This is a genomic window from Microbacterium sp. HSID17254 (assembly GCF_003989315.1).
Lineage (GTDB): Bacteria > Actinomycetota > Actinomycetes > Actinomycetales > Microbacteriaceae > Microbacterium.
The window spans coordinates 269,775-288,566 of record NZ_RBLT01000001.1 but is presented as its reverse complement, the minus strand read 5'-3'; the positions used below and the strand labels follow the sequence as shown (position 1 = coordinate 288,566).

The following is an 18,792-nucleotide window of genomic DNA, read 5'->3' as shown; positions in this document are numbered from 1 at the left end:
GAGGAGGAGAGCGCATGAGTGTCCCGGCTGGGTGGTACGACGATGGTTCCGGGCGCCAGCGGTGGTGGGACGGAGCACGGTGGACCGACGCCTACGCTCCCCCTTCGGCTCCGACGAATCCGTCGCCGCCTCATCCCGAGGCGCCGACCTACGGGTCGGCCGCCCCGGCGCAACAGGTCTCTGACGCTGCTTCTCGGCCGACGCCGGTCCTCGGGTTCATCGGGCTGGGCCTGGCCGTCCTCGGCGCCGTTCTCGCCTTCATTCCCGTGTTGTTCGTGGTCGGCGCGGTGATCCTGTTCGCCGGGTTCGTCGTGTCGCTGATCGGGTTGTTCACGACGAACGCCGCGAAGTGGCCGTCGATCGTCGGCATGGTCGTGTCGGTCGTCGGCGCCGTGATCGGGGTCATCGTGCTCATCGTGTCGCTGGTGCTGGCCTCGTCGGCGCTGAACGACCCGTTGCCCGCCGAAAGCGCGCCCCCGGCCAGCGCCCAGCCATCGGACCCGCCGAGCGGCGCCAGTGAGAGCCGTCCGACGCCTGCGGAAATCGGCGCGTCCGCGGAGGAGATCAACCGGTCGAACGGCCTGACCACCTATGACGACATGCCGGACTTCTATCCGTGCGTCGGGCAGTACGTCTACGACTCCGCGTTGTCCGATGAGAGCGTCCAGCTCCTGGTCGACGGACGCGATCCGCTCGAGTCCGAGCGGGAGCTGGCGACCCAGGTGATCACGGATGCCACGCTGACCTGCGATCCCCAGGGGTAGGCGACTCTCACACGCGCACCCCGTCGCGCAGCCCCTCCAGGACCTTTTCCCCGATCCCCGGCACCGCCAGGAGATCGTCCACCGTGCGGAACCGACCGTTGTCCTCGCGCCACGCGACGATGCGCTCGGCCAGCGCCGGTCCGATTCCCGGGAGCTCTTCCAGAGCCGCCTGATCCGCGGTGTTCAGATCGACGGTCCCGTCTCCGGATGGCGGCGCCGACGGGCCGGCGACAGAACCCACGACCGGAACCAGGATCTGCTCACCGTCCTCGACCCGGCGGGCGAGATTGACCCCCGCGAGTTCGGCGGCGTCCGTCGACCCGCCGGCGGCCGCGAGAGCGTCGACGACCCGGGAGTCGGCGCGCAGGACGTACAGCCCCGGGCGCTCGACCGCGCCGAGCACGTGCACGTAGATCTCCGCGGGCGCGGACTCGACCGACGCCGAGCTCTCCGCGAGCGGAACGGCCTCGACGGACGACGGTTGGCCCTGCACCAGCCCGAGACCGACGGTCGCCGAGATCGCGACGATCGCCAGCACGACCGCCGCGCCGAGCCCGAGGCGGAGTCTCCGACGGGGCGGAGGAGGTGGAGGTGGGGCCGAGGTCATCCGGTCACACTAAGCTCCTCCCCGACCCCCTCCCGACCCCGGACCCAGCGACCGTGGAGAGACGCTCAGAAGGGACTCGTCGTGGAGGACGGCCATTCCCGATCGCAGCCTGGTCCGGCATCATCCCTTCGCGTCCGGGTTGGCGGAACAGCGGAGCACGCCGAGGACTCAGCCCTTGACGACGATGCTGACGATCTTCGGGGCCCGCACGACGACCTTGACGATCTCGCGGTCGCCGATCGACCGGATGACGCGCTCATCGGCGCGCGCCAGCGCCTCGAGCTCGGCCTCGCCGATGCGTGCCGGCACCTCGAGCTGCGCGCGCACCTTGCCGCCGATCTGCACGACCGCGGTGACGGTGTCCTCGACGAGCAGCGCCGGATCGGCGGAGCGCCACGACACGAGTCCGACGGACGGCTCGTGTCCCAGGATCTCCCACATCTCCTCCGCGGTGTGCGGGGCGATGAGGTCGAGCATGACGGCGATGGTCTCCGCCGCCTCACGGACGGCGGGGTCGGCAGCACCGGCAGCGCCGTCGATCGTCTTGCGGGTCACGTTGACCAGCTCCATCAGACGGGCGACGAGCACGTTGAACTTCGTCTGCTCGACCAGCGCGGGCGCTTCGGCGAGCAGCTTGTGCGTCGCGCGGCGCAGGGCCGCGTCGCCCCCGTCGAAGACGACGTCGACGGGGCTGGCGACCTCGTGCGCGATCCGCAGAGCGCGCGCGAGGAACTTCTGCGCACCGGTGGTCGACACGTCCGCCCAGTCCTTGTCGTCCTCCACCGGACCGGCGAAGGCCAGACCGACGCGGAGCGCGTCGGCACCGTGGGCGTCGAGCTCCTCCTGGAACAGCACCAGGTTGCCCTTGCTCTTCGACATCTTCTGGCCGTCGAGCAGCACCATGCCCTGGTTGATCAGGTTGGAGAACGGCTCGGTGAAGTCGATCAGCCCCATGTCGAAGAGCACCTTCGTGATGAAGCGTGCGTACAGCAGGTGCAGGATCGCGTGCTCGACACCGCCGATGTACGAGTCCACCGGGGCCCAGCGCGCCGCCTGGGCGGGGTCGAACGCCACCGTGTCGCTGTTCGGCGACAGGAACCGGAGGAAGTACCAGGAGCTGTCGACGAAGGTGTCCATCGTGTCCGGATCGCGCAGCACCGGGTCGCCGGTCTCCGGATCCGTCGTGCGCACCCAGCTCTCGGCGCCGCCCAGCGGGGACGTCCCCTTCGGCTTGAGGTCGAGGCCCTCGACGCTCGGCAGCTTGACCGGCAGCCGGTCCTCCGGCACCGGGACGATGCGGCCGTCCTCGGTGTGGAGCATCGGGATCGGCGTGCCCCAGAACCGCTGCCGCGAGATCAGCCAGTCGCGCAGGCGGTAGTTCTTCGCCGCCCGGCCCGTCCCCGTGGCCTCCAGCTGCTCGATGGCGCGTGCGATCGCGTTGCGCTTCGACAGTCCGTTCAGCGGACCGGAGTTGATCATGCGTCCCTCGCCGGTGAGGGCGACGCCGGTCTTCGCCGGGTTCTGCTCGTCGAGCGCGGCGTCCGCATCGATCGGGACGCCGTCCTCGTCCACCTCGATGACCGGCATGGCACCGGTGACCGGAGCGGTGGTGTCGACGACGACCTTGACCGGCAGGTCGAACGCGCGTGCGAAGTCGAGGTCGCGCTGGTCGTGTGCCGGGACCGCCATGACGGCGCCGTGCCCGTAGTCGGCCAGCACGTAGTCGGCCGCCCAGATCGGCAGCTTCTCGCCGTTGACCGGGTTGATCGCGTAGCGGCCCAGGAAGACGCCCGTCTTGGGACGGTCGGTGGACTGCCGATCGATGTCGGTGGTCTTCTGCACCTCGGCCAGGTAGGCCTGGAAGCGCTCGCGCACCCCGGGCTCGGCGTCCGCCGCGATCTCGGCGGCCAGGTCGCCGTCGGGCGCCACGACGAAGAACGTCGCACCGTGCAGGGTGTCGGGGCGCGTCGAGAACACCGTCACCGGCTCCTCGCGCCCCTCGATGCGGAAGTCGACGTCGGCGCCGACGGAGCGGCCGATCCAGTTGCGCTGCATCTGCAGCACCTTGTGCGGCCAGAACCCCTCGAGCTGGTTCAGGTCGTCGAGCAGGCGGTCCGCGTAGTCGGTGATGCGGAAGTACCACTGGGTGAGCTTCTTCTTGACGACCTCGTAGCCGCAGCGCTCGCAGCGCCCGTCCACGACCTGCTCGTTGGCCAGCACGGTCTGGTCGTTCGGGCACCAGTTGACCGGGCTCTTCTTCCGGTACGCCAGGCCCCGCTCGTACATCTTCAGGAACAGCCACTGGTTCCAGCGGTAGTACTCGGGGTCGGACGTGTGCAGCACCCGGCTCCAGTCGAACGAGACGCCGTACTGCTGGAAGCCCACCTTCTGCTGCGCGATGTTCTGGTACGTCCACTCGCGCGGGTCAGCACCCTGGCGGATCGCGGCGTTCTCCGCGGGCAGGCCGAAGGAGTCCCACCCGATCGGGTTCAGGACGTTGTGGCCCCGGTGCCGCCAGAAGCGCGCCACGATGTCGGAGTAGAGATAGTTCTCCGCGTGTCCCATGTGGAGGTCGCCGGAGGGGTACGGGAACATGGCCAGCACATAGCGCCGCGGCCGGGTGTCGTCGTCTCCGCCCGTGAGGAACGTCTCGTGCTCCGCCCAGTACTTCTGCCACTTGGCCTGGATGGCGTGCGGCGAGGAGAACTCCTCGTCGACGGGAGCGGTGGACATGTTCTCGGACAACGAACGCACGACCAATCTGAAGGGAAAAACGGGATCAGTTCAGGATATCGGAACGCCAGGTGGCGGGCATTTCCGCGCCCAGCGCCGCGAGCGGGGCGCGGGCCTTCGTGGCGACCTCACGCACCTCGGCCGCGGGCACCGATCCCCACGTGATCCCGCCACCGGCGCCGACGAACGCCGCCTCCTCGTCCACGACGATGCTGCGGATGACCATCGCGAGATCGAGAGCACCGTCGACGCCGATGTAGCCGAAGCAGCCGGCGTAGATGTCGCGAGGGGCGCCCTCGAGGTCGCGCAGCTGCGTCATTGCCGACAGCTTCGGTGCTCCGGTCATGCTCCCGGCGGGGAACGCCGCCTCCAGCAGCGCCCCGACCGTGATCCCCTCCGCGGCCGTGCCGCTGACCGTGCTGACGAGCTGATGCACGGCCGGATAGCTCTCGACCTCCCAGAGACCGTCGACCCGGATCGACCCCGGCACGCACACCCGGGAGAGGTCGTTGCGCATGAGGTCGACGATCATGACGTTCTCGGCCCGCTCCTTCGGATCCGCGGCGAGCTCTGCGGCGAGCGCGGCATCGGTCGCGGCATCGGCGCCCCGAGGACGCGTGCCCTTGATGGGACGGGTGCGGATGACCCCACCGCCGGCGTGGAGGAACTGCTCAGGGCTGGCACTGAGGAGCGCACGTCCCCCGATGCGCAGGAATCCCCCGTGGTGCGCCGGCGTCGCCGCACGGAGCCGCCCGTACACCGCGACGGGGTCGTGGGCCCCGGGCACGGTGAACCGCGTCGTGAGGCAGAGCTGGTAGGCGATCCCGGCGTGGATGAGGTCGCGGCAGCGGTCGATGAGCTGCTCGTACGCGGCGGGAGTATGGCGGGCCTCGGCGACGTGTCGGTCCTCCACTGCCCGCGGCGTCGGCGCCTCGGGGCCGGCGTCGCTCAGAAGGGACTGCAGCCAGCGCTCCCCCTCACTGGTCTCCTCCTCCGGGGCCAGCAGCCACAGGCGGTGCGCGGCGTGATCGACCGCCACGGCCCTGGTCACGCGCAGCCACGTCCGGGCTTCCGGCTCCGGCTCGGTGGCGACCGGAGCTCCCGCGCGCGCGGCTCCGCTCTCGTAATCACGCCAGCCCACCCATCCCCCGCGGAACGGCGGCATCCCGGCCTCGACGGACCCGGCATCCAGGCGCACGTCCTCCGGAAGCGGCTCCGCCATCCCGGTGCCGAGGAAGCTCCATCCCTCGACGGCGTCAGCGCCCGCATCGAGCCAGAACACGTCCGCCGGCCGCTGCGCGAGCACCCCGAAAAGCCGCTCCGGCGCCACCCAGGACGGCAGGGCTCGGGGGGTCAGGCGGTCGGGCACCTTTCCAGCCTAGGACCGGGCTGCTCCCGTATCCTCATGGGGTGGACGACCTCCTGCTCTGGCTCCTCGACACCGTGCAGTCGATCGATCCGGTCACGCGCACCTTGGTCGCAGGTCTCGCCGTCATGCTGGAGACGAGCATCCTCATCGGCCTCATCGTCCCCGGCGACACGATCGTCATCATCGCCTCGATGGGCGTCGCCACTCCCCTCGAGGGCATCGCGATGGGCGTGGCCGTCGTCGTCGGCGCCCTCATCGGCGAGAGCATCGGCTTCTGGCTCGGCCGCTGGCTGGGCCCGTACATCCGTGCCTCCTGGCTCGGACGGCGGATCGGCGAGCACAACTGGGTGCGCGCGGAGAACTACCTGGCCCGACGCGGCGGCATCGCCATCTTCCTCTCCCGCTTCCTCCCGGTCCTCCATTCCCTCGTCCCCCTCACGGTGGGGATGAGCGAGTACCCCTACCGGCGCTTCCTGGCCTGGACGACCCCGGCCTGCATCATCTGGGCCTCGGCGTACGTGAGCGTCACCTCGCTGGCGGCCGGGAGCTTCCGCGAGCTCGTCGACCGCGTGCACTTCGCGGGCTACCTCTTCGTGGGAGTCATCGCCCTGTTCCTCGTGCTCGCCTACCTGGGCAAGCGGCTGCTGCACCGTCTCGAAGCTCGTCATCTGGAGGCCCCGGCGGCGGAGTCCGACGCCGACGTGAAAGACTGAGGCAATGGCCCCCGCACCCCCGGCGCCCAGGATCCACTGGTTCGCCCGTCTCGAGCACCGCCTGCACGTGTGGCGCGAGGGACGAGCGCGCCGCCGCGGCCGGAGCGCCACCGTGCTGCCCTTCCCGGGCTACGGCGGCCCCGGGTGGGTCCGTGTGCTCGGTCGCGTGCTGATCGTCCCGCCGCAGCGCCGAGGCCGCGACGGGGAACCGGCGAGCATCCGCGGCTGGCGCAGCTTCGTCGGCATCCCCGTGGGTTTCGCCTCGGTCGACGTGCATGTCGGCGACAGCACGCATCGGGTGGTCGCCGACCGCGGCGGCGTCATCGACACCGTCATCCGCGCCGACCTCGAACCCGGCTGGCAGACCTTCACGATCACCGTCGAGGGACAGGAGCCGATCGAGGCGCGGGCCTTCGTCGTCGCGGAGAGCACCCGGTTCGGCGTCGTCTCCGACGTCGACGACACGGTCATGGTCACGGCGCTCCCCCGGCCCTTCATCGCCTTCTGGAACTCGTTCGTCGTCGACGAGCACGCCCGCATCCCGGTCCCGGGGATGGCCGTGCTGCTCGACCAGCTGCTCCGGCAGCACCCGGGGGCTCCGATGGTCTACCTCTCCACCGGCGCCTGGAACGTCGCCCCCACGCTGTCGCGGTTCCTCGGTCGTCACCTCTTCCCCGCCGGCTCGCTGCTGCTGACCGACTGGGGCCCCACGCACGATCGCTGGTTCCGCAGCGGGCGCGACCACAAGCTCACGAACCTCCGGCGACTGGCCACCGAGTTCCCCGACGTCAAGTGGCTCCTGATCGGCGACGACGGCCAGCATGACGAGGCGATCTACACGCAGTTCCAGGAGGAGCACCCGGATTCGGTCGCGGGTGTCGCGATCCGGCGGCTGCTGCCTGCCGAGGCGGTGCTCGCCGGCGGCCGTGCCGAGATGGAATCCCATGACGCGGACGAGGTGCCGTGGGTGAGCGCCGAGGACGGCGCGGGCCTGCGCGACCAGCTCGGCGACGCCGGCATCCTGCACTGACATGATCCTCACCCGTGACGACTGGCTTCGGCGCGAGGACGCGCATCGGGAACGGGCCGACGCGCTGACCGCCTCGCACCGAGACCGTGTGACGCGCGGCGAGAAGCACCCGGTGTGGGACTTCCTCTTCACCTACTACGGCTATAAGCCCGCGCAGCTGCGCCGCTGGCATCCCGGAGCGGGTGTGGAGCTGGCGGACGCGTCCGAGCGTGTGGCCTGGCGCTGGTACGCCCCCGGGGTCACCCCCGACGGCGTGACGCCGGATGCCGAGCGCTTCGCCGCCGAGAAGCCCGAGCTCGCTCGCCTCGTCGCCCTCATGCTGCGCCGCACGGGTTCCCGTCCCGGGCAGTTCGGCTGCTTCGGTCTGCACGAATGGGCGATGGTCTACCGCGCCGCAGAGCATCGGCATGCCGTCCCCCTCCGGCTGGGGCAGGCGGGCACGGATGCCGTGGTGGAGGCGCACGATCTCCGCTGCACGCACTTCGACGCCTTCCGGTTCTTCACTCCGGAGGCGGTGCCTCGCAACCGGGCGGCGTTGACGAGAGAGGATCAGCCCCTCCTCGAACAGCCCGGCTGCCTGCACGCCGGCATGGACCTGTACAAGTGGGCGATGAAGCTCGGCCCGCTCGTTCCCGGAGAGCTGCTGCTGGAGGCGTTCGAGCTGGCGCGCGACATCCGGCTGCTCGACATGCAGGCCGCCCCGTACGACCTGTCGGCGTGGGACGTCGAACCGGTACGCATCGAGACGCCGGAGGGCAAGGCCGAGTACGTCCGGCGCCAGCGTGGTTTCGCGGACCGTGGCGCCGCCCTCCGCGCTTCCCTCCTCACCGCCTGGCTCGGCCCGGACGAGCGCGCCGCCGCCTGAGCGTCAGCCGGCGGCGCAGTCCCCGCAGACGGCCCACGACGACGACGCTGCGGCGAGCTGCAGGCGCAGGGTGAGCACCCGGGTCGCCGCGTCCTCCAGACGGTCGGCGGGCAGCGTCCCGGCGTCGACCGCCGCGGCGATCCCCGCGGCCATGTCGGTCGCGGTCTGCGCGGTGGACCCCGCGATCATGAGCACGAGGTCGTTGCCGGCCGCGACTGCGGCGACGCCGTTCGCGACCGGGTCGGCGTACGCCGGGTCCCCCGAGGACAGCAGCATGCCGAGGTCGTCCGTCACGGCCACGCCGTCGAAGCCGAGCTCCTCCCGCGCGATGCGATGCCACTCCGCGGAGAGCGACGCCGGACGGGAGTCCACGGCGGTGTACGCGAGATGGCCGTACATGAGCACCGAGGCACCGGCGTCGATACCGGCGGCGAACGGGACGGCGTCCGTTTCGCGCCAGGCGGCCTTCGTCATGCCGGTGCTCGGGATCGCGTGATGGGAGTCGCCGGGCGCCGCTCCGTGCCCGGGGAAGTGCTTGAGCGTGGACGCGACGAAGTGCTCCTGGGCCGTGGTCGCCGCCGCGGTGCGCTCGGCGGCATTCTTTGGATCGGTGCCGAGTGCCCGCCCGAAGATGAACGAGCCGGGGTCGGAAGGGACGTCGGCGACCGTGCCGAAGTCGACGGTGATCCCCGCGCGGGCGACGAGCGCGCCGCGGGCCGCGAAGGCTGCCGAGGTCTCGGCGACCGGACGGCTCTTCAGGGTCGTCGACGCCGGGAAGGTGTCCCAGGGCAGGCGCGAGACGATGCCGCCCTCCTGGTCCACGGCGATCAGCGGCGGGAGGGCGGGGTCGACGGTCAGCGCGGCCGTCAGCGCGCGGAGCTCTTCCTCCGTGGCCGGGATGTTCCCGCCCATGAGGATGAATCCGCCGAGCCCCGACTGCATATAGGCACGCAGCGCCGCCGGATCGGTCCCGCCGATGTGTCCCATCACGATGGACGATGCCTGCTCCGCGGTACTCATGTCCGCGACGAGAGCGGCGGCCTGCTGTCGGAGCTCGCCGGGCCCTGCGGCCTGCACCGATACCGCCTCAGCGGGCTCCGTGCTGGACTGGGCAGCCGCCGACGCGCAGGCACCTCCCACGAGGGCGATCAGGACGAGCGCGGCGCCGGCACCTCGCCGTGCCCGGCGCCCGAGGGACCGACTCCGCTTCATCGCCCTCAGCGCGCGAGCGCCTCGGCGATCGGCACCGAGGTCTCCTCGTCGCCGTTGCCGAAGCGGATCGTGCGCCCGATCGTGCCCGGGTCCTCCAGGGTCGCGACGATGACCGCCGCGACGTCGGCGCGGGAGACCTCGCCGCGCCCCTCCGGATCGATGCGGATGCGACCGGTCGGGTCATCGAAGGTCAGCGTGCCGGGGCCGAGGATCGTCCCGTCGAGGTCGGAAGCGCGCAGGTGCTCGTCTGCGGCCCACTTCGCGTCGGCGTACGGGAAGAAGGAGTCGTCCTCCGGGACGCCGTGATCGGCCGTGGAGCCGATCCACGACACCATGACGTAGCGTCGCACGCCCGCGCGCTCCGCCGCGTCCATGGTCCGCTCCGCCGCGTCGCGGTCGACCGCGTACGTACGCTCCGGGCTCCCGCCTCCGGCACCCGCCGACCACACCACGGCATCGTGTCCGCGGATGATCTCGGTGAGGGCGTCGACGTCCATGGTCTCGATGTCGGCGACGAGCGCGATCGCGCCGCCGTCCTCCACCTCCGTCACGTGATCGGGGTTCCGGATCACCCCCGTGACCTCGTGACCGCGGGCGACGAGGAGCGGGGCGAGCAGCAGGGCGATGCGGCCGTGGCCGCCGAAGACGAGGATGCGCGACATGTCTTCACCCTACGCGCCCCGACTGACGTCAGCCCGGGGTCTGCGAACTGTCGATGACGAAGGCCTGCGGATGCGAGGGGAGGTACCGCACGACGACAGGCGTCCCGGTCGGGATCCACGCGTCACGGTCCGGGTACACGGCGGGGGTGAAGAAGTCGCTCTCCAGCGTGTACTCGGTGCCGTCGGCCGCCGTGAACGTCACCCAGTCCCCGTCGACCGTACCCGTGGTGGGACGACCGTTCTCGAAGATGTACGCGCGGGTCACCGGGACACCGGTCAGGCTCAGGATCCCGATGATGAGGGAACCGAGCATCACGAAGGCCAGGACGCGGAAGAACACGCGGACCACGGAGCCACCGACGCTGCCCCTGGATCGCGTGCCCGCCGGAACAAGGCCTTCCCGCTCACGGACAGCCCGCAGCGAGCCGCCTCCGGTCGTGCCTCGCGCGGAGACCGCGAACAGCCCGAGGATCGAGAACGCCGCGATGAAGACCATCGCATAGCCGTGCGCGGCGGGGAAGTTCACCAGCCACATCAGCGTGTCGAGGGGGTTCATCGTGCCGCCTCCTTCTCGATCGTGACGGCGACCGTGTGCGGGTCCTCCCGCCGGTAGAACGCCCAGATCGGTGCCCCGACCTGCAGGCGCGACACGGCCTGCGGGTAGACGAACACGGTGGTGTCGGCCTCCCACGGCTCTGCCCCCTCGGGGGCCACGAGCACCTTCAGCGCGAGTTCGCTCTGCCCCTCACGGCGCCGTCCGGTCGGACGCACCTCGACGACGGACGCGGGCACCTGGGTCCCCGTCGTACGCGCGCGGACCTGGGACGGGTCGATGAGGCCCCGGTCGATGCGCCACTGGAGCATCGCCTCTCGGACGCTCGGGTCGCTGAGGTCGGCGAGCTCGACCGTGTCGGGGTCGTCGACGTTGTAGCGGACCGGGACGGGCTGCCCCACCTGCAGCGCTCCGACGTCACCGGCGTCGAGCAGCATGCGCAGCTGTCCGATGAAATCGTCGCCGACGCTGGGGCTGACCCGGATGAACAGGTCGTACTGGGGCACGTCGTTCACGGTCACGCCGGTGCGCGACATCTCGACGACGGTGCCGACACCGATCTGCGCCGGCCCGCGAACCTTCTTGCGCCGCGCCAGACCCGACATCGATCCGCCGAAGGTGAGCAGCAGACCCCACGCCACACCGATCACGATGGGGCCGCCGAGACCGTCACCGCTCGCGAACGGGAGGATCGACTCGCGCTGGTTCACACCGAACAGGCCTTCCCCCACCCACACCACGAGCCACGCGGAGAGCAGCAGCCAGACGACGGTCAGGACGATGCGCAGCATGCCTCCCAGCGTATCCACAGGATGCGCCGGACGACGAACCAGTCAGGACGAGACCGCGGCTCCCGTCTTCGCGAGCGCCCGGACGACACCGGCCGCAGCGGCTCGCCCCGCTCTGTTCGCGCCGATGGTGCTCGCGGAGGGGCCGTACCCGACGAGCTGCACCCGGGGGTCGGCCACCGCCGTCGTACCGCGGCCGCCGCGGTCGAGCTGGATCCCACCCGCGGCACTGCGCAGGTGGAGCGGGGCGAGGTGGCCGATGGCCGGCCGGAACCCCGTCGCCCACAGGATCACGTCCACCCGCTCGAACGATCCGTCGGCCCAGCGCACGCCGTCGGGCTCGATGCGCTGAAAGAGCGGTCGACGGTCGGCGTACGCGCCGAGGCGCTCCGCTTCCCGTTCCTGGGGGCGCAGCATGAGACCCGTGACACTGACCACGCTCTCCGGGGGCAGCCCGGCCGCCACCCGCTTCTCGACGAGCGCGACGGCGGCGGCACCGGCCTCCGGTGTGAAGTCGTCATCGCGCCAGACGGGCGGGCGTCGGGTGACCCACAGGGTCTCGGTGAGGGGAGCGAGGGCGCCGAGGAACTGCACGGCGGATGCACCGCCGCCGACGACCAGCACCCGCTTGCCGAGGAAGTGCTCCGGACCCGGGTAGTCGACGGTGTGGAACTGCTCCCCGAGGAACGTCTCCATCCCCGGATAGTGCGGGAGGAAGGGCTGCGTCCAGGTGCCGGTCGCGTTGACGAGGGTGCGGGTGCGCCACTCCCCCTCGTCGGCCTCGACGACCAGGACGCCGTCGTCATCGTGGACCCGGCGGACGTGCACCGGCCGCAGCACCGGCAGCTCGTGGGCCTCCTCGTACGCGGCGAAGTACTCCGGTACCGCGATGTTGGCCCGCCGCTCGTCCCGCGGCGGCGCGGTGTCGCCCGGGAGCTCGGCGACCCCGTGCACGTCGCGCATCGTGAGAGCGTCCCACCGGTGCTGCCACGCTCCCCCGGCGCGAGCATCGGCATCCAGGACGACGTGCTCGATCCCGCGGCGGCGCAGGTGGAACGACGCGGACAGCCCGGCCTGGCCGGCGCCGATCACGATGCTGTCGAGAGTGCTCACGATGGATCGAACGCCGTCGCTCCTCCGGATGTTCCTCGCGCCCCGACGCGCCCGGGCGGCCCGTCCCGATTGGTGCGGATGCGGATTCGTGTAGTAGTGTTTTCACGTTGCCCGGAGCACTCCGGAACAGCGTCTGGGCCTGTGGCGCAGCTGGTAGCGCACCTGCATGGCATGCAGGGGGTCAGGGGTTCGAGTCCCCTCAGGTCCACGAAAAACCCTCGGTTCGCCGGGGGTTTTCGTGTTTCCGCGGCGTGCTGCATCACGCGAGATCAGGCGCCCGCGCTCCATCAGGCATTCACCGCCCTCCCTGCCTGATGCCGCGCCATCGCCTGACGGAGGAGCATACGAAGACGAAACAGTCGTCACGGTAGCGTGTTACATATGCACGCTTCCGTCGCGCGACGCCGTCGCCGCTTCGCTCCCGTGATCCTCGGTGTTCTCACCGTCCTCGCGCTCGGGATCGGCGGGGTGATCGCCTGGCGCCTCCTCGCTCCCACCCCGTCGGACTACGAGGGCCTCGACGCCACCGACAAGGAGATGCTCACGCAGCTGTCGGAGCAGTACGACGTCGCAGCCGCACATGCGGCGGAGATCTGGACGGACGCCTACCGGTATGAGGACCAACCGCTGGTTCTGCTGCGCACGGACGGGGAGAAGAGCTCCTTCTGGTCGCACGCGATCCTCGTCAACATGAGCGGTGTCACGGACACCTCCGGCATGACGAAGCTCGACGTTCCCGGGGCCACCCACCTCGATGACGTCCGCATCAGCCGGACGTTCGCCGTCGGGGACGCGCTGCTGTACGCCCCGTCCAACTTCGGTGTGATCGAGGTGGGCGGCGATGATGTCCTCGCGTTCAAGTACAACCAGACGATGCTCGACACCGAGACCACGACGTCGCAGGGCTTTCAGCGCTTCTCCCTGCACGAGAACTTCCACGTCACGAAGCAGGGGCTCGATCCGGAAGCGCCCGGCGCCTGGCCCTGGGTGGCCGGTGGGCTCATCCCCGACTACCCGCACACGGAGGCGCAGTACGAGCTGCTCCGCGTCGAGGCGCGGATCTTCGACAAGGTCGAGACCGAGACGGACCCGCAGGCGCTGGCCACCCTCGCATCCGACCTCGCCACGGTGCGCATGGCGCGCCACACGACGTGGCCGACTCTGGAGTTGGAGATCGAGGTGGAGGCCATCGAAGGGACGGCGACCTACGTCGAGCGGGCTTTCGACAAGGCACGAGGCCTCACGCCCGTACAGACCACCTTCACCGACGGCCTCGACGCTCTGATCGACGACCCGGATCAGCAGACCGTCCTGGAACGCGACTACTCCTACTTCACGGGTGCCCAGCTCGGCCTCCTCCTCGACCGCATCGCTCCCGACTGGAAGACGCAGATCGAGCCGGCTCCCGTCGGGTCCGCGTCGACGCCGTTCGCGACGCTGCAGCGCGTGACCGGCGTGACCACGGCACCCGACGAGGCACAGCTCCGCACGATCGTGGACCGCTATCTCCCCTGATCCCGCTCAACCTCAGGCATTCGCGCGACAACAGGCTCCGATGTGCGAGGTCGCCTGATCCCCCGGGCGGGCCTGAGGCGGCGTCCCGGACGTCGCCCGGAAAAACATGGTGTGGCGTGGCCGCGGCTCCATCGTCATAGGAAGGACATCGACAGATCATAGGGCCGCCACCGGTCCCCTTCCTACCGTGGAGGCATGAACACGACATCCTCTCCCGCACAGAAGCGCCTCGCCTGGCTCTCGGGCCTCGTCCTCGCGGGCGGCCTCGTCTTGAGCGGCTGCGCCGCAGCCACGACCGCCGAACCGACGACCTCTGCCTCGTCGTCCGCCTCGGCTTCCGCCGCCGCCTCGACGGATGCCGGAACGACCGCGGGGACGATCGCCGACACGTCCGCCGCCGCCGAGGCTTTCCTCGCAACGCTGACCGACGAGCAGAAGGAGACCGTGCTCTACGACTTCGACGACGAGACGAAGACGACGTCGTGGTCGAACTTCCCGGTGACCTTCGTGCAGAGGGCAGGACTGAACCTCACCGATCTGACCCAAGAGCAGCGGACGGCGGCGCTCGCCGTGCTGGAGGCTCTGCTGAGCGACGAGGCCTACGCCACCGTCACCGGGATCATGGGGGGCGACGAGTACCTCGCCGAGAACAGCAGCAGCACCGAGGATTCCCTCGGGCAGTACTACATCGCCTTCTTCGGCGATCCGACGGCGACCGACAGCGCCTTCGAGGTGCAGTTCGGCGGGCACCACCTCGGTATCAACGCCACGCTGGACGGCAGCACCGATGCGATCACGTTCGCGCCCACGCACCTCGGCGTCCAGCCCGCCGTCTACACGAACGAGGACGGCGAGGAGGTGCAGCCGTTCGACGGGATCTACACGGACGCCTTCGCGTTCTTCGACAGCCTCACCGCCGACCAGCAGGCCACGCTGACCTCCGGCGATGTGAGCATGTGCGCACCGGGCGACACGTGCGATTTCGTCAGCGGAGCCGGGCTGTCCGGGGCCGACCTCTCCGACGAGCAGCGGGACCTGCTGCTCCAGCTCATCGCGAACTGGGCCGGGATGAGCGACGAGGAGACCACGGCGTCCACGCTGGCCGACATCGAGGAGACGCTGGATGACACCGTCATCGCCTGGTCCGGGGCGACGACGTACGACATGAGCACCGGGAACGGCATCGACTTCTCGATCTCCGGCCCGAAGGTGTACGTCGCGTTACAGGCGCAGCAGGGCTCTGCGGGCGCCGACGTCGACGGCGTGACCACGTCGGGCTGGGGGCACGTGCACACCATCTACCGCGATCCGACCAACGACTATGCGAACAGCGTCACCCAGCAGGCCGCGTCCGGCATGGGCGGCCCGGGAGGCGGCGGCACGCCCCCTGCTTCCTGAGGTCGGAGCCGGCTCCGTAGCCGCCCCCGCCACGGCCCGTCAACGGTCTCCCCAGGGTGCGCATGCCGGCGTAGACAGAGGGCATCCGACGAAAGGAGACGACATGTCCAACACGACTCCCCCGATCCCGCCTCTCCCGCCGATCGCCGACGGGGACGCCGACGACGTCCCGACGCGCGAGGTGGACGGCGAAGAAGTGCTCGACGAGGATGCGGACGACGCCCAGATCGACAGTGCGGAGGCCGACCGCGCCGCCGTCGCCGGCGACGACGACTGATCCGGACACAGGAAAGGGCACCGCCTCCTCACGGAGGGGTGCCCTTTCTCACGCGGAGCCGGCTCAGGTGGCCAGCAGCGGCGGTCGATGCGGGATCGCGATGGGACGCGTCGCCCGGCTCGCCCCCTGCATCCGCTCGACCTCCTCCAGCACCTCGAACGCCGTGCCGTATCGGATCGCGAGCGGAAGATCGCGCAGCCACGTCACCTCGACTTCGGTGTCGGCGAGCTCGTACACGCAGGCGACGACATGGCGCGGGTCGTTCGGGGGATAGCGCAGATCGTTGATCACCCACTCCGACGGCGTGATGCGGTGAAGCACGAAACGGGGATCAGGAACTTCTGACATCAGTCGGCCCTCCAGGACTCTCTGATGACGAGCCTCCGATACCCCGCCAGGGAAGGGAAGGGCCTTGACACCCTCACGAGGAGGTGCAGGAGAATGGTGTGATCGGCTCGTTCAGCCTTGGGGACGCACCGTGAGATCCGTGAGGTGGGCGTCCCGCGGCAGGTCGAGCGCGGTGAGGATCGTCGTCGCCACCGCCTCCGGCGTGATGAACCGCGTCGCGTCGTACTCCTGGCCTTCCTGCCGGTGCACCCGCTCCTGCATGGGCGTCGCCGTCCGCCCCGGATACACCGAGGTCACGCGGATACCGTGCTCGGCCTCCTCCTGCCGCAGCGCGTCAGCGAGAGCCCGCAGGCCGTGCTTCGAGGCCGCGTAGGCCGACCACCCCGGGCTCGCCCGGAGCCCGGCGCCGGAATTCACGAACACGACGTGCCCCCGCGAGACCCGGAGCACGGGCAGCAGGAGACGGGTGAGCTCCGCCGGGGCGACGAGATTGACGGCGAGCTGCTGGTCCCAGAGCGCCGGGGTGAGCTCCCCCACCGTCCCGAGATCGACGACGCCGGCCGCGTGCACCAGGGAGTCGATGCGATCCGGCAGACTCTGCTTCGAGAGCGCCCACGAGAGGCGTCCCGGCTGGGCGAGGTCGCCGACCAGGGTCGAGACCCCCGGCAGCTCCTCGGCGATCTGTCGCGCGCGTCCCGCGTCGCGCGCGAGCACCACGACGTCGTCGCCGCGCTCCACGAGCCGTCGGGCGAGGACCGCGCCGATGCCCGACCCCGCACCGGTCAGCAGGTGCGTGGCCATGTCAGGCGTTGTCAGCCGACGCTTCGGCGACTTCGAGCGGGATGACCGGGCAATCCTTCCACAGACGCTCCAGGCCGTAGTAGACCCGCTCCTCCTGGTGGAAGACGTGGACGATGAGGTCGCCGAAGTCCAGCAGCACCCAGCGCGCCTCGGCACGCCCCTCCCGGCGCACGCGCTTGTGTCCGGACTCGACGAGACGGTCCTCGATCTCGTCGGCGATCGCGGCGACGTTCCGCTCGCTGTTGCCGGTCACGAGGAGGAAGATGTCGACGAGCGGAAGCGGCTCGGAGACGTTCAGTGCGACGAGGTCCTCACCGCCCTTGGCCACGGCGGCGTCGGCGGCGATGCGCAGCATCTCTTCGGCGGTTTCGGGTGATTGCATCAGAAGACGTTTCCTGTGAAGGCGATGACCAGGGCCGTGCCCAGGCCCAGCGCGAGGGCGCCCGCGACGATGGCGGCGATCAGCATCAGCCGGTTGCCCTTCTCGGGTGCCGGCGGACGGATCACCTCGCCGGCGGGCTTGATGGTGCTGACCGCGGAGCTCGCCGCGATCGGAGTCGGGGACGACGCGGGCGGGAGTTCCCCGTCGATGAGGACGGCGTCGACCTCTTTGCCGTCCGTGGTGCCGTGAGCGTGCCCCTGCGAACCGAGCCCCTTGGGCAGTTCGTAGGACCCCGTGACGAGGATCTCGCCCGTGGAGGCCACCGGCCCGGACAGCGAACCCTCGCCGGCCGACGGCGTGAAGATCAGGGCGTTCGGTGCCGAGTGCTGGGTGCCCCCGGAGTCGTTCGAGGTGAGCAGCTCGTCGAACGAGGGACGGAACGGCGCGGGCTCGGCGGGTGCATCCTCCTGGAGCACCCCCTCCCCGAACGTCGGGCTCACGGTCGGGCGCTCGCCCGCCTCGATGTCGTCGTCGACCTCCTCCTCGAGGAGATCCTCGTCCGAGGCCTCGTCCTCCGCGGAGACGCCGAGTACCTCCGACAGATCCTCCGGAGCCGACTCCGTCTGCGCACCCTCGTCCTCGACGAGGGGCACCGTGCCGACGGTATCGGCGACGTCGGCGGCGCTGACGGGCTCCGCGGCGACCTCGTCATCGACGACGTCGTCCTCCTCCGTCGGTGCCGCCGGCTGCTGATCCGCCGCGACGTCGTGCCCGGCCTGATCCTCCGCGCCGTGGACCGGGACCGAGGCGGTCTTGATCTTCTCCTGCTCCCGCGCCTGGCGGCGGGTCAGCGGAGCGGCGCCGGGCTCGACGGGGCCTTCGGCGACCGGCGCCGGGGGGACGACGACGGGCTCGGCGGCGCGGGGCAGCGGCTGGGCGGGAGGAGCGGACTCCGCGGCGGCCTTGGCCTCTTCCTCGCTGATGATCGGGGTGGATCCCGTCAACCGGATCTCCCGCAGCTGCTTCCGCGTCAGCGGACCTCGCTGATCCGATGTGCTCATGCCTTGCTCCGATACAGATGATGCTTCGCGATGTACTGGACGACCCCGTCGGGGACGAGGTACCAGACCGGTTGATCGTCACGGACACGCTCACGACAGTCCGTCGACGAGATCGACAGCGCCGGCACCTCGAGCTGGCTGACGTCGTCGCTCGGGAGGCCGTCGATGCTCAGAACGTGTCCTGGGCGGGAGACCGCGACGAAGTGGGCCAACTCCCACAGTTCATCATGGTCTCTCCAACTGAGAATTTGCGCCACGGCATCGGCGCCACTGATGAAGAACAGCTCGGCGTCCGGACGCTGGGCCTTGAGATCGCGGAGGGTGTCGATCGTGTACGTCGGTCCCGCGCGGTCGATGTCGACTCTGCTCACTGTGAACTGCGGATTGGACGCCGTGGCGATCACGGTCATCAGGTAGCGGTGCTCGCTGGGCGTCACGTCCGCCTTCTGCCACGGGCGACCCGTCGGGACGAACACCACCTCGTCGAGATCGAACGAGTGCGCGACCTCGCTGGCGGCGACCAGGTGGCCGTGATGGATCGGATCGAAGGTGCCGCCCATCACGCCGATGCGCGGTGCGCGCGTGGTCGCGGTGCTCATGA

Annotated in this window: 20 protein-coding genes and 1 tRNA gene; 8 read left to right on the top strand and 13 right to left on the bottom strand. The window is 70.4% G+C overall.

Going from position 1 to position 18,792, the window contains the following annotated elements; translation table 11 throughout:
- The first annotated feature begins 14 nt into the window (after positions 1-14).
- Entirely contained in the window at positions 15-764 is a 750-nt protein-coding gene (locus tag D8M34_RS01395) for a DUF2510 domain-containing protein (RefSeq protein WP_126892954.1), read from the top strand.
- 7 nt (positions 765-771) lie between these two features.
- Here D8M34_RS01395 and D8M34_RS01390 read toward each other — a convergent pair whose 3' ends face one another.
- From D8M34_RS01390 to D8M34_RS01380, 3 genes are all read right to left on the bottom strand, one after another.
- A complete protein-coding gene (locus D8M34_RS01390) occupies positions 772-1,371 on the bottom strand; it encodes a helix-hairpin-helix domain-containing protein (RefSeq protein ID WP_126892953.1) in 600 nt (199 codons plus the stop codon).
- Between the two features lie 168 nt (positions 1,372-1,539).
- The gene (gene leuS, locus D8M34_RS01385; protein WP_126892952.1) at positions 1,540-4,104 is read right to left on the bottom strand and encodes a leucine--tRNA ligase; all 2,565 of its coding nucleotides are present in this window, start codon (positions 4,102-4,104) and stop codon (positions 1,540-1,542) included.
- A 46-nt stretch (positions 4,105-4,150) separates the two neighbouring features.
- Positions 4,151-5,473 carry an anthranilate synthase component I family protein gene (locus D8M34_RS01380; protein WP_174235358.1) on the bottom strand — a complete coding sequence of 441 codons (1,323 nt, stop codon included), beginning with the start codon at positions 5,471-5,473 and terminating at the stop codon, positions 4,151-4,153.
- 41 nt (positions 5,474-5,514) lie between these two features.
- On the opposite strand from D8M34_RS01380, the gene D8M34_RS01375 reads away from it, so the two are divergent.
- Genes D8M34_RS01375 through D8M34_RS01365 form a run of 3 tightly spaced genes read left to right on the top strand, consistent with a single transcriptional unit; the run spans position 5,515 to position 8,081 of the window.
- The gene (locus tag D8M34_RS01375; RefSeq protein WP_025104953.1) at positions 5,515-6,186 is read left to right on the top strand and encodes a DedA family protein; all 672 of its coding nucleotides are present in this window, start codon (positions 5,515-5,517) and stop codon (positions 6,184-6,186) included.
- Positions 6,187-6,190: 4 nt separating this feature from the next.
- A complete protein-coding gene (locus tag D8M34_RS01370; protein WP_062634229.1) occupies positions 6,191-7,216 on the top strand; it encodes an App1 family protein in 1,026 nt (341 codons plus the stop codon).
- A 1-nt stretch (position 7,217) separates the two neighbouring features.
- Positions 7,218-8,081 (top strand): hypothetical protein, encoded by an 864-nt coding sequence (locus tag D8M34_RS01365; protein WP_062766665.1) that lies wholly within the window; start codon positions 7,218-7,220, stop codon positions 8,079-8,081.
- A gap of 3 nt (positions 8,082-8,084) precedes the next feature.
- Here the strand turns inward: D8M34_RS01365 and D8M34_RS01360 are convergent, their stop codons facing one another.
- From D8M34_RS01360 to D8M34_RS01340, 5 genes are all read right to left on the bottom strand, one after another.
- Entirely contained in the window at positions 8,085-9,158 is a 1,074-nt protein-coding gene (locus tag D8M34_RS01360) for a glycoside hydrolase family 3 N-terminal domain-containing protein (protein ID WP_238695574.1), read from the bottom strand.
- Positions 9,159-9,298: 140 nt separating this feature from the next.
- Positions 9,299-9,955, bottom strand: coding sequence for an SDR family oxidoreductase (locus D8M34_RS01355; RefSeq protein WP_025104957.1), 657 nt, complete (start codon positions 9,953-9,955; stop codon positions 9,299-9,301).
- 28 nt (positions 9,956-9,983) lie between these two features.
- Complete coding sequence (locus tag D8M34_RS01350) at positions 9,984-10,511, bottom strand: hypothetical protein (protein ID WP_025104958.1); 528 nt, start codon at positions 10,509-10,511, stop codon at positions 9,984-9,986.
- The gene (locus tag D8M34_RS01345) at positions 10,508-11,299 is read right to left on the bottom strand and encodes a hypothetical protein (protein ID WP_062766672.1); all 792 of its coding nucleotides are present in this window, start codon (positions 11,297-11,299) and stop codon (positions 10,508-10,510) included. Before D8M34_RS01345 ends, D8M34_RS01350 begins: the two co-directional genes overlap by 4 nt.
- Before the next feature lie 42 nt (positions 11,300-11,341).
- The gene (locus D8M34_RS01340) at positions 11,342-12,409 is read right to left on the bottom strand and encodes a flavin-containing monooxygenase (RefSeq protein WP_062766675.1); all 1,068 of its coding nucleotides are present in this window, start codon (positions 12,407-12,409) and stop codon (positions 11,342-11,344) included.
- Between the two features lie 135 nt (positions 12,410-12,544).
- Between D8M34_RS01340 and D8M34_RS01335 the strand changes: the two genes are divergently transcribed.
- From D8M34_RS01335 to D8M34_RS19240, 4 genes are all read left to right on the top strand, one after another.
- Positions 12,545-12,617: transfer RNA gene (locus D8M34_RS01335), tRNA-Ala, on the top strand.
- Between the two features lie 173 nt (positions 12,618-12,790).
- A complete protein-coding gene (locus D8M34_RS01330; RefSeq protein ID WP_126892951.1) occupies positions 12,791-13,924 on the top strand; it encodes a hypothetical protein in 1,134 nt (377 codons plus the stop codon).
- Between the two features lie 195 nt (positions 13,925-14,119).
- Positions 14,120-15,322, top strand: a complete 1,203-nt coding sequence (locus D8M34_RS01325; RefSeq protein WP_126892950.1) for a DUF3500 domain-containing protein — start codon at positions 14,120-14,122, stop codon at positions 15,320-15,322.
- Between the two features lie 103 nt (positions 15,323-15,425).
- Complete coding sequence (locus D8M34_RS19240; protein WP_164498152.1) at positions 15,426-15,599, top strand: hypothetical protein; 174 nt, start codon at positions 15,426-15,428, stop codon at positions 15,597-15,599.
- A gap of 63 nt (positions 15,600-15,662) precedes the next feature.
- Here the strand turns inward: D8M34_RS19240 and D8M34_RS01320 are convergent, their stop codons facing one another.
- The 5 genes from D8M34_RS01320 to nadD form a co-directional block, all read right to left on the bottom strand.
- A complete protein-coding gene (locus tag D8M34_RS01320) occupies positions 15,663-15,920 on the bottom strand; it encodes a hypothetical protein (protein ID WP_164498151.1) in 258 nt (85 codons plus the stop codon).
- 138 nt (positions 15,921-16,058) lie between these two features.
- Entirely contained in the window at positions 16,059-16,748 is a 690-nt protein-coding gene (locus D8M34_RS01315) for an SDR family oxidoreductase (protein ID WP_025104964.1), read from the bottom strand.
- 1 nt (position 16,749) lies between these two features.
- Positions 16,750-17,130, bottom strand: a complete 381-nt coding sequence (gene rsfS, locus D8M34_RS01310) for a ribosome silencing factor (protein WP_025104965.1) — start codon at positions 17,128-17,130, stop codon at positions 16,750-16,752.
- On the bottom strand, positions 17,130-18,191 hold the full coding sequence (locus tag D8M34_RS01305) for a hypothetical protein (protein ID WP_025104966.1): 1,062 nt from the start codon (positions 18,189-18,191) through the stop codon (positions 17,130-17,132). The genes rsfS and D8M34_RS01305 overlap by 1 nt, the downstream gene beginning before the upstream one ends.
- Positions 18,188-18,790 carry a nicotinate-nucleotide adenylyltransferase gene (nadD, locus tag D8M34_RS01300; RefSeq protein ID WP_029989831.1) on the bottom strand — a complete coding sequence of 201 codons (603 nt, stop codon included), beginning with the start codon at positions 18,788-18,790 and terminating at the stop codon, positions 18,188-18,190. The genes D8M34_RS01305 and nadD overlap by 4 nt, the downstream gene beginning before the upstream one ends.
- Positions 18,791-18,792 lie beyond the last annotated feature (2 nt).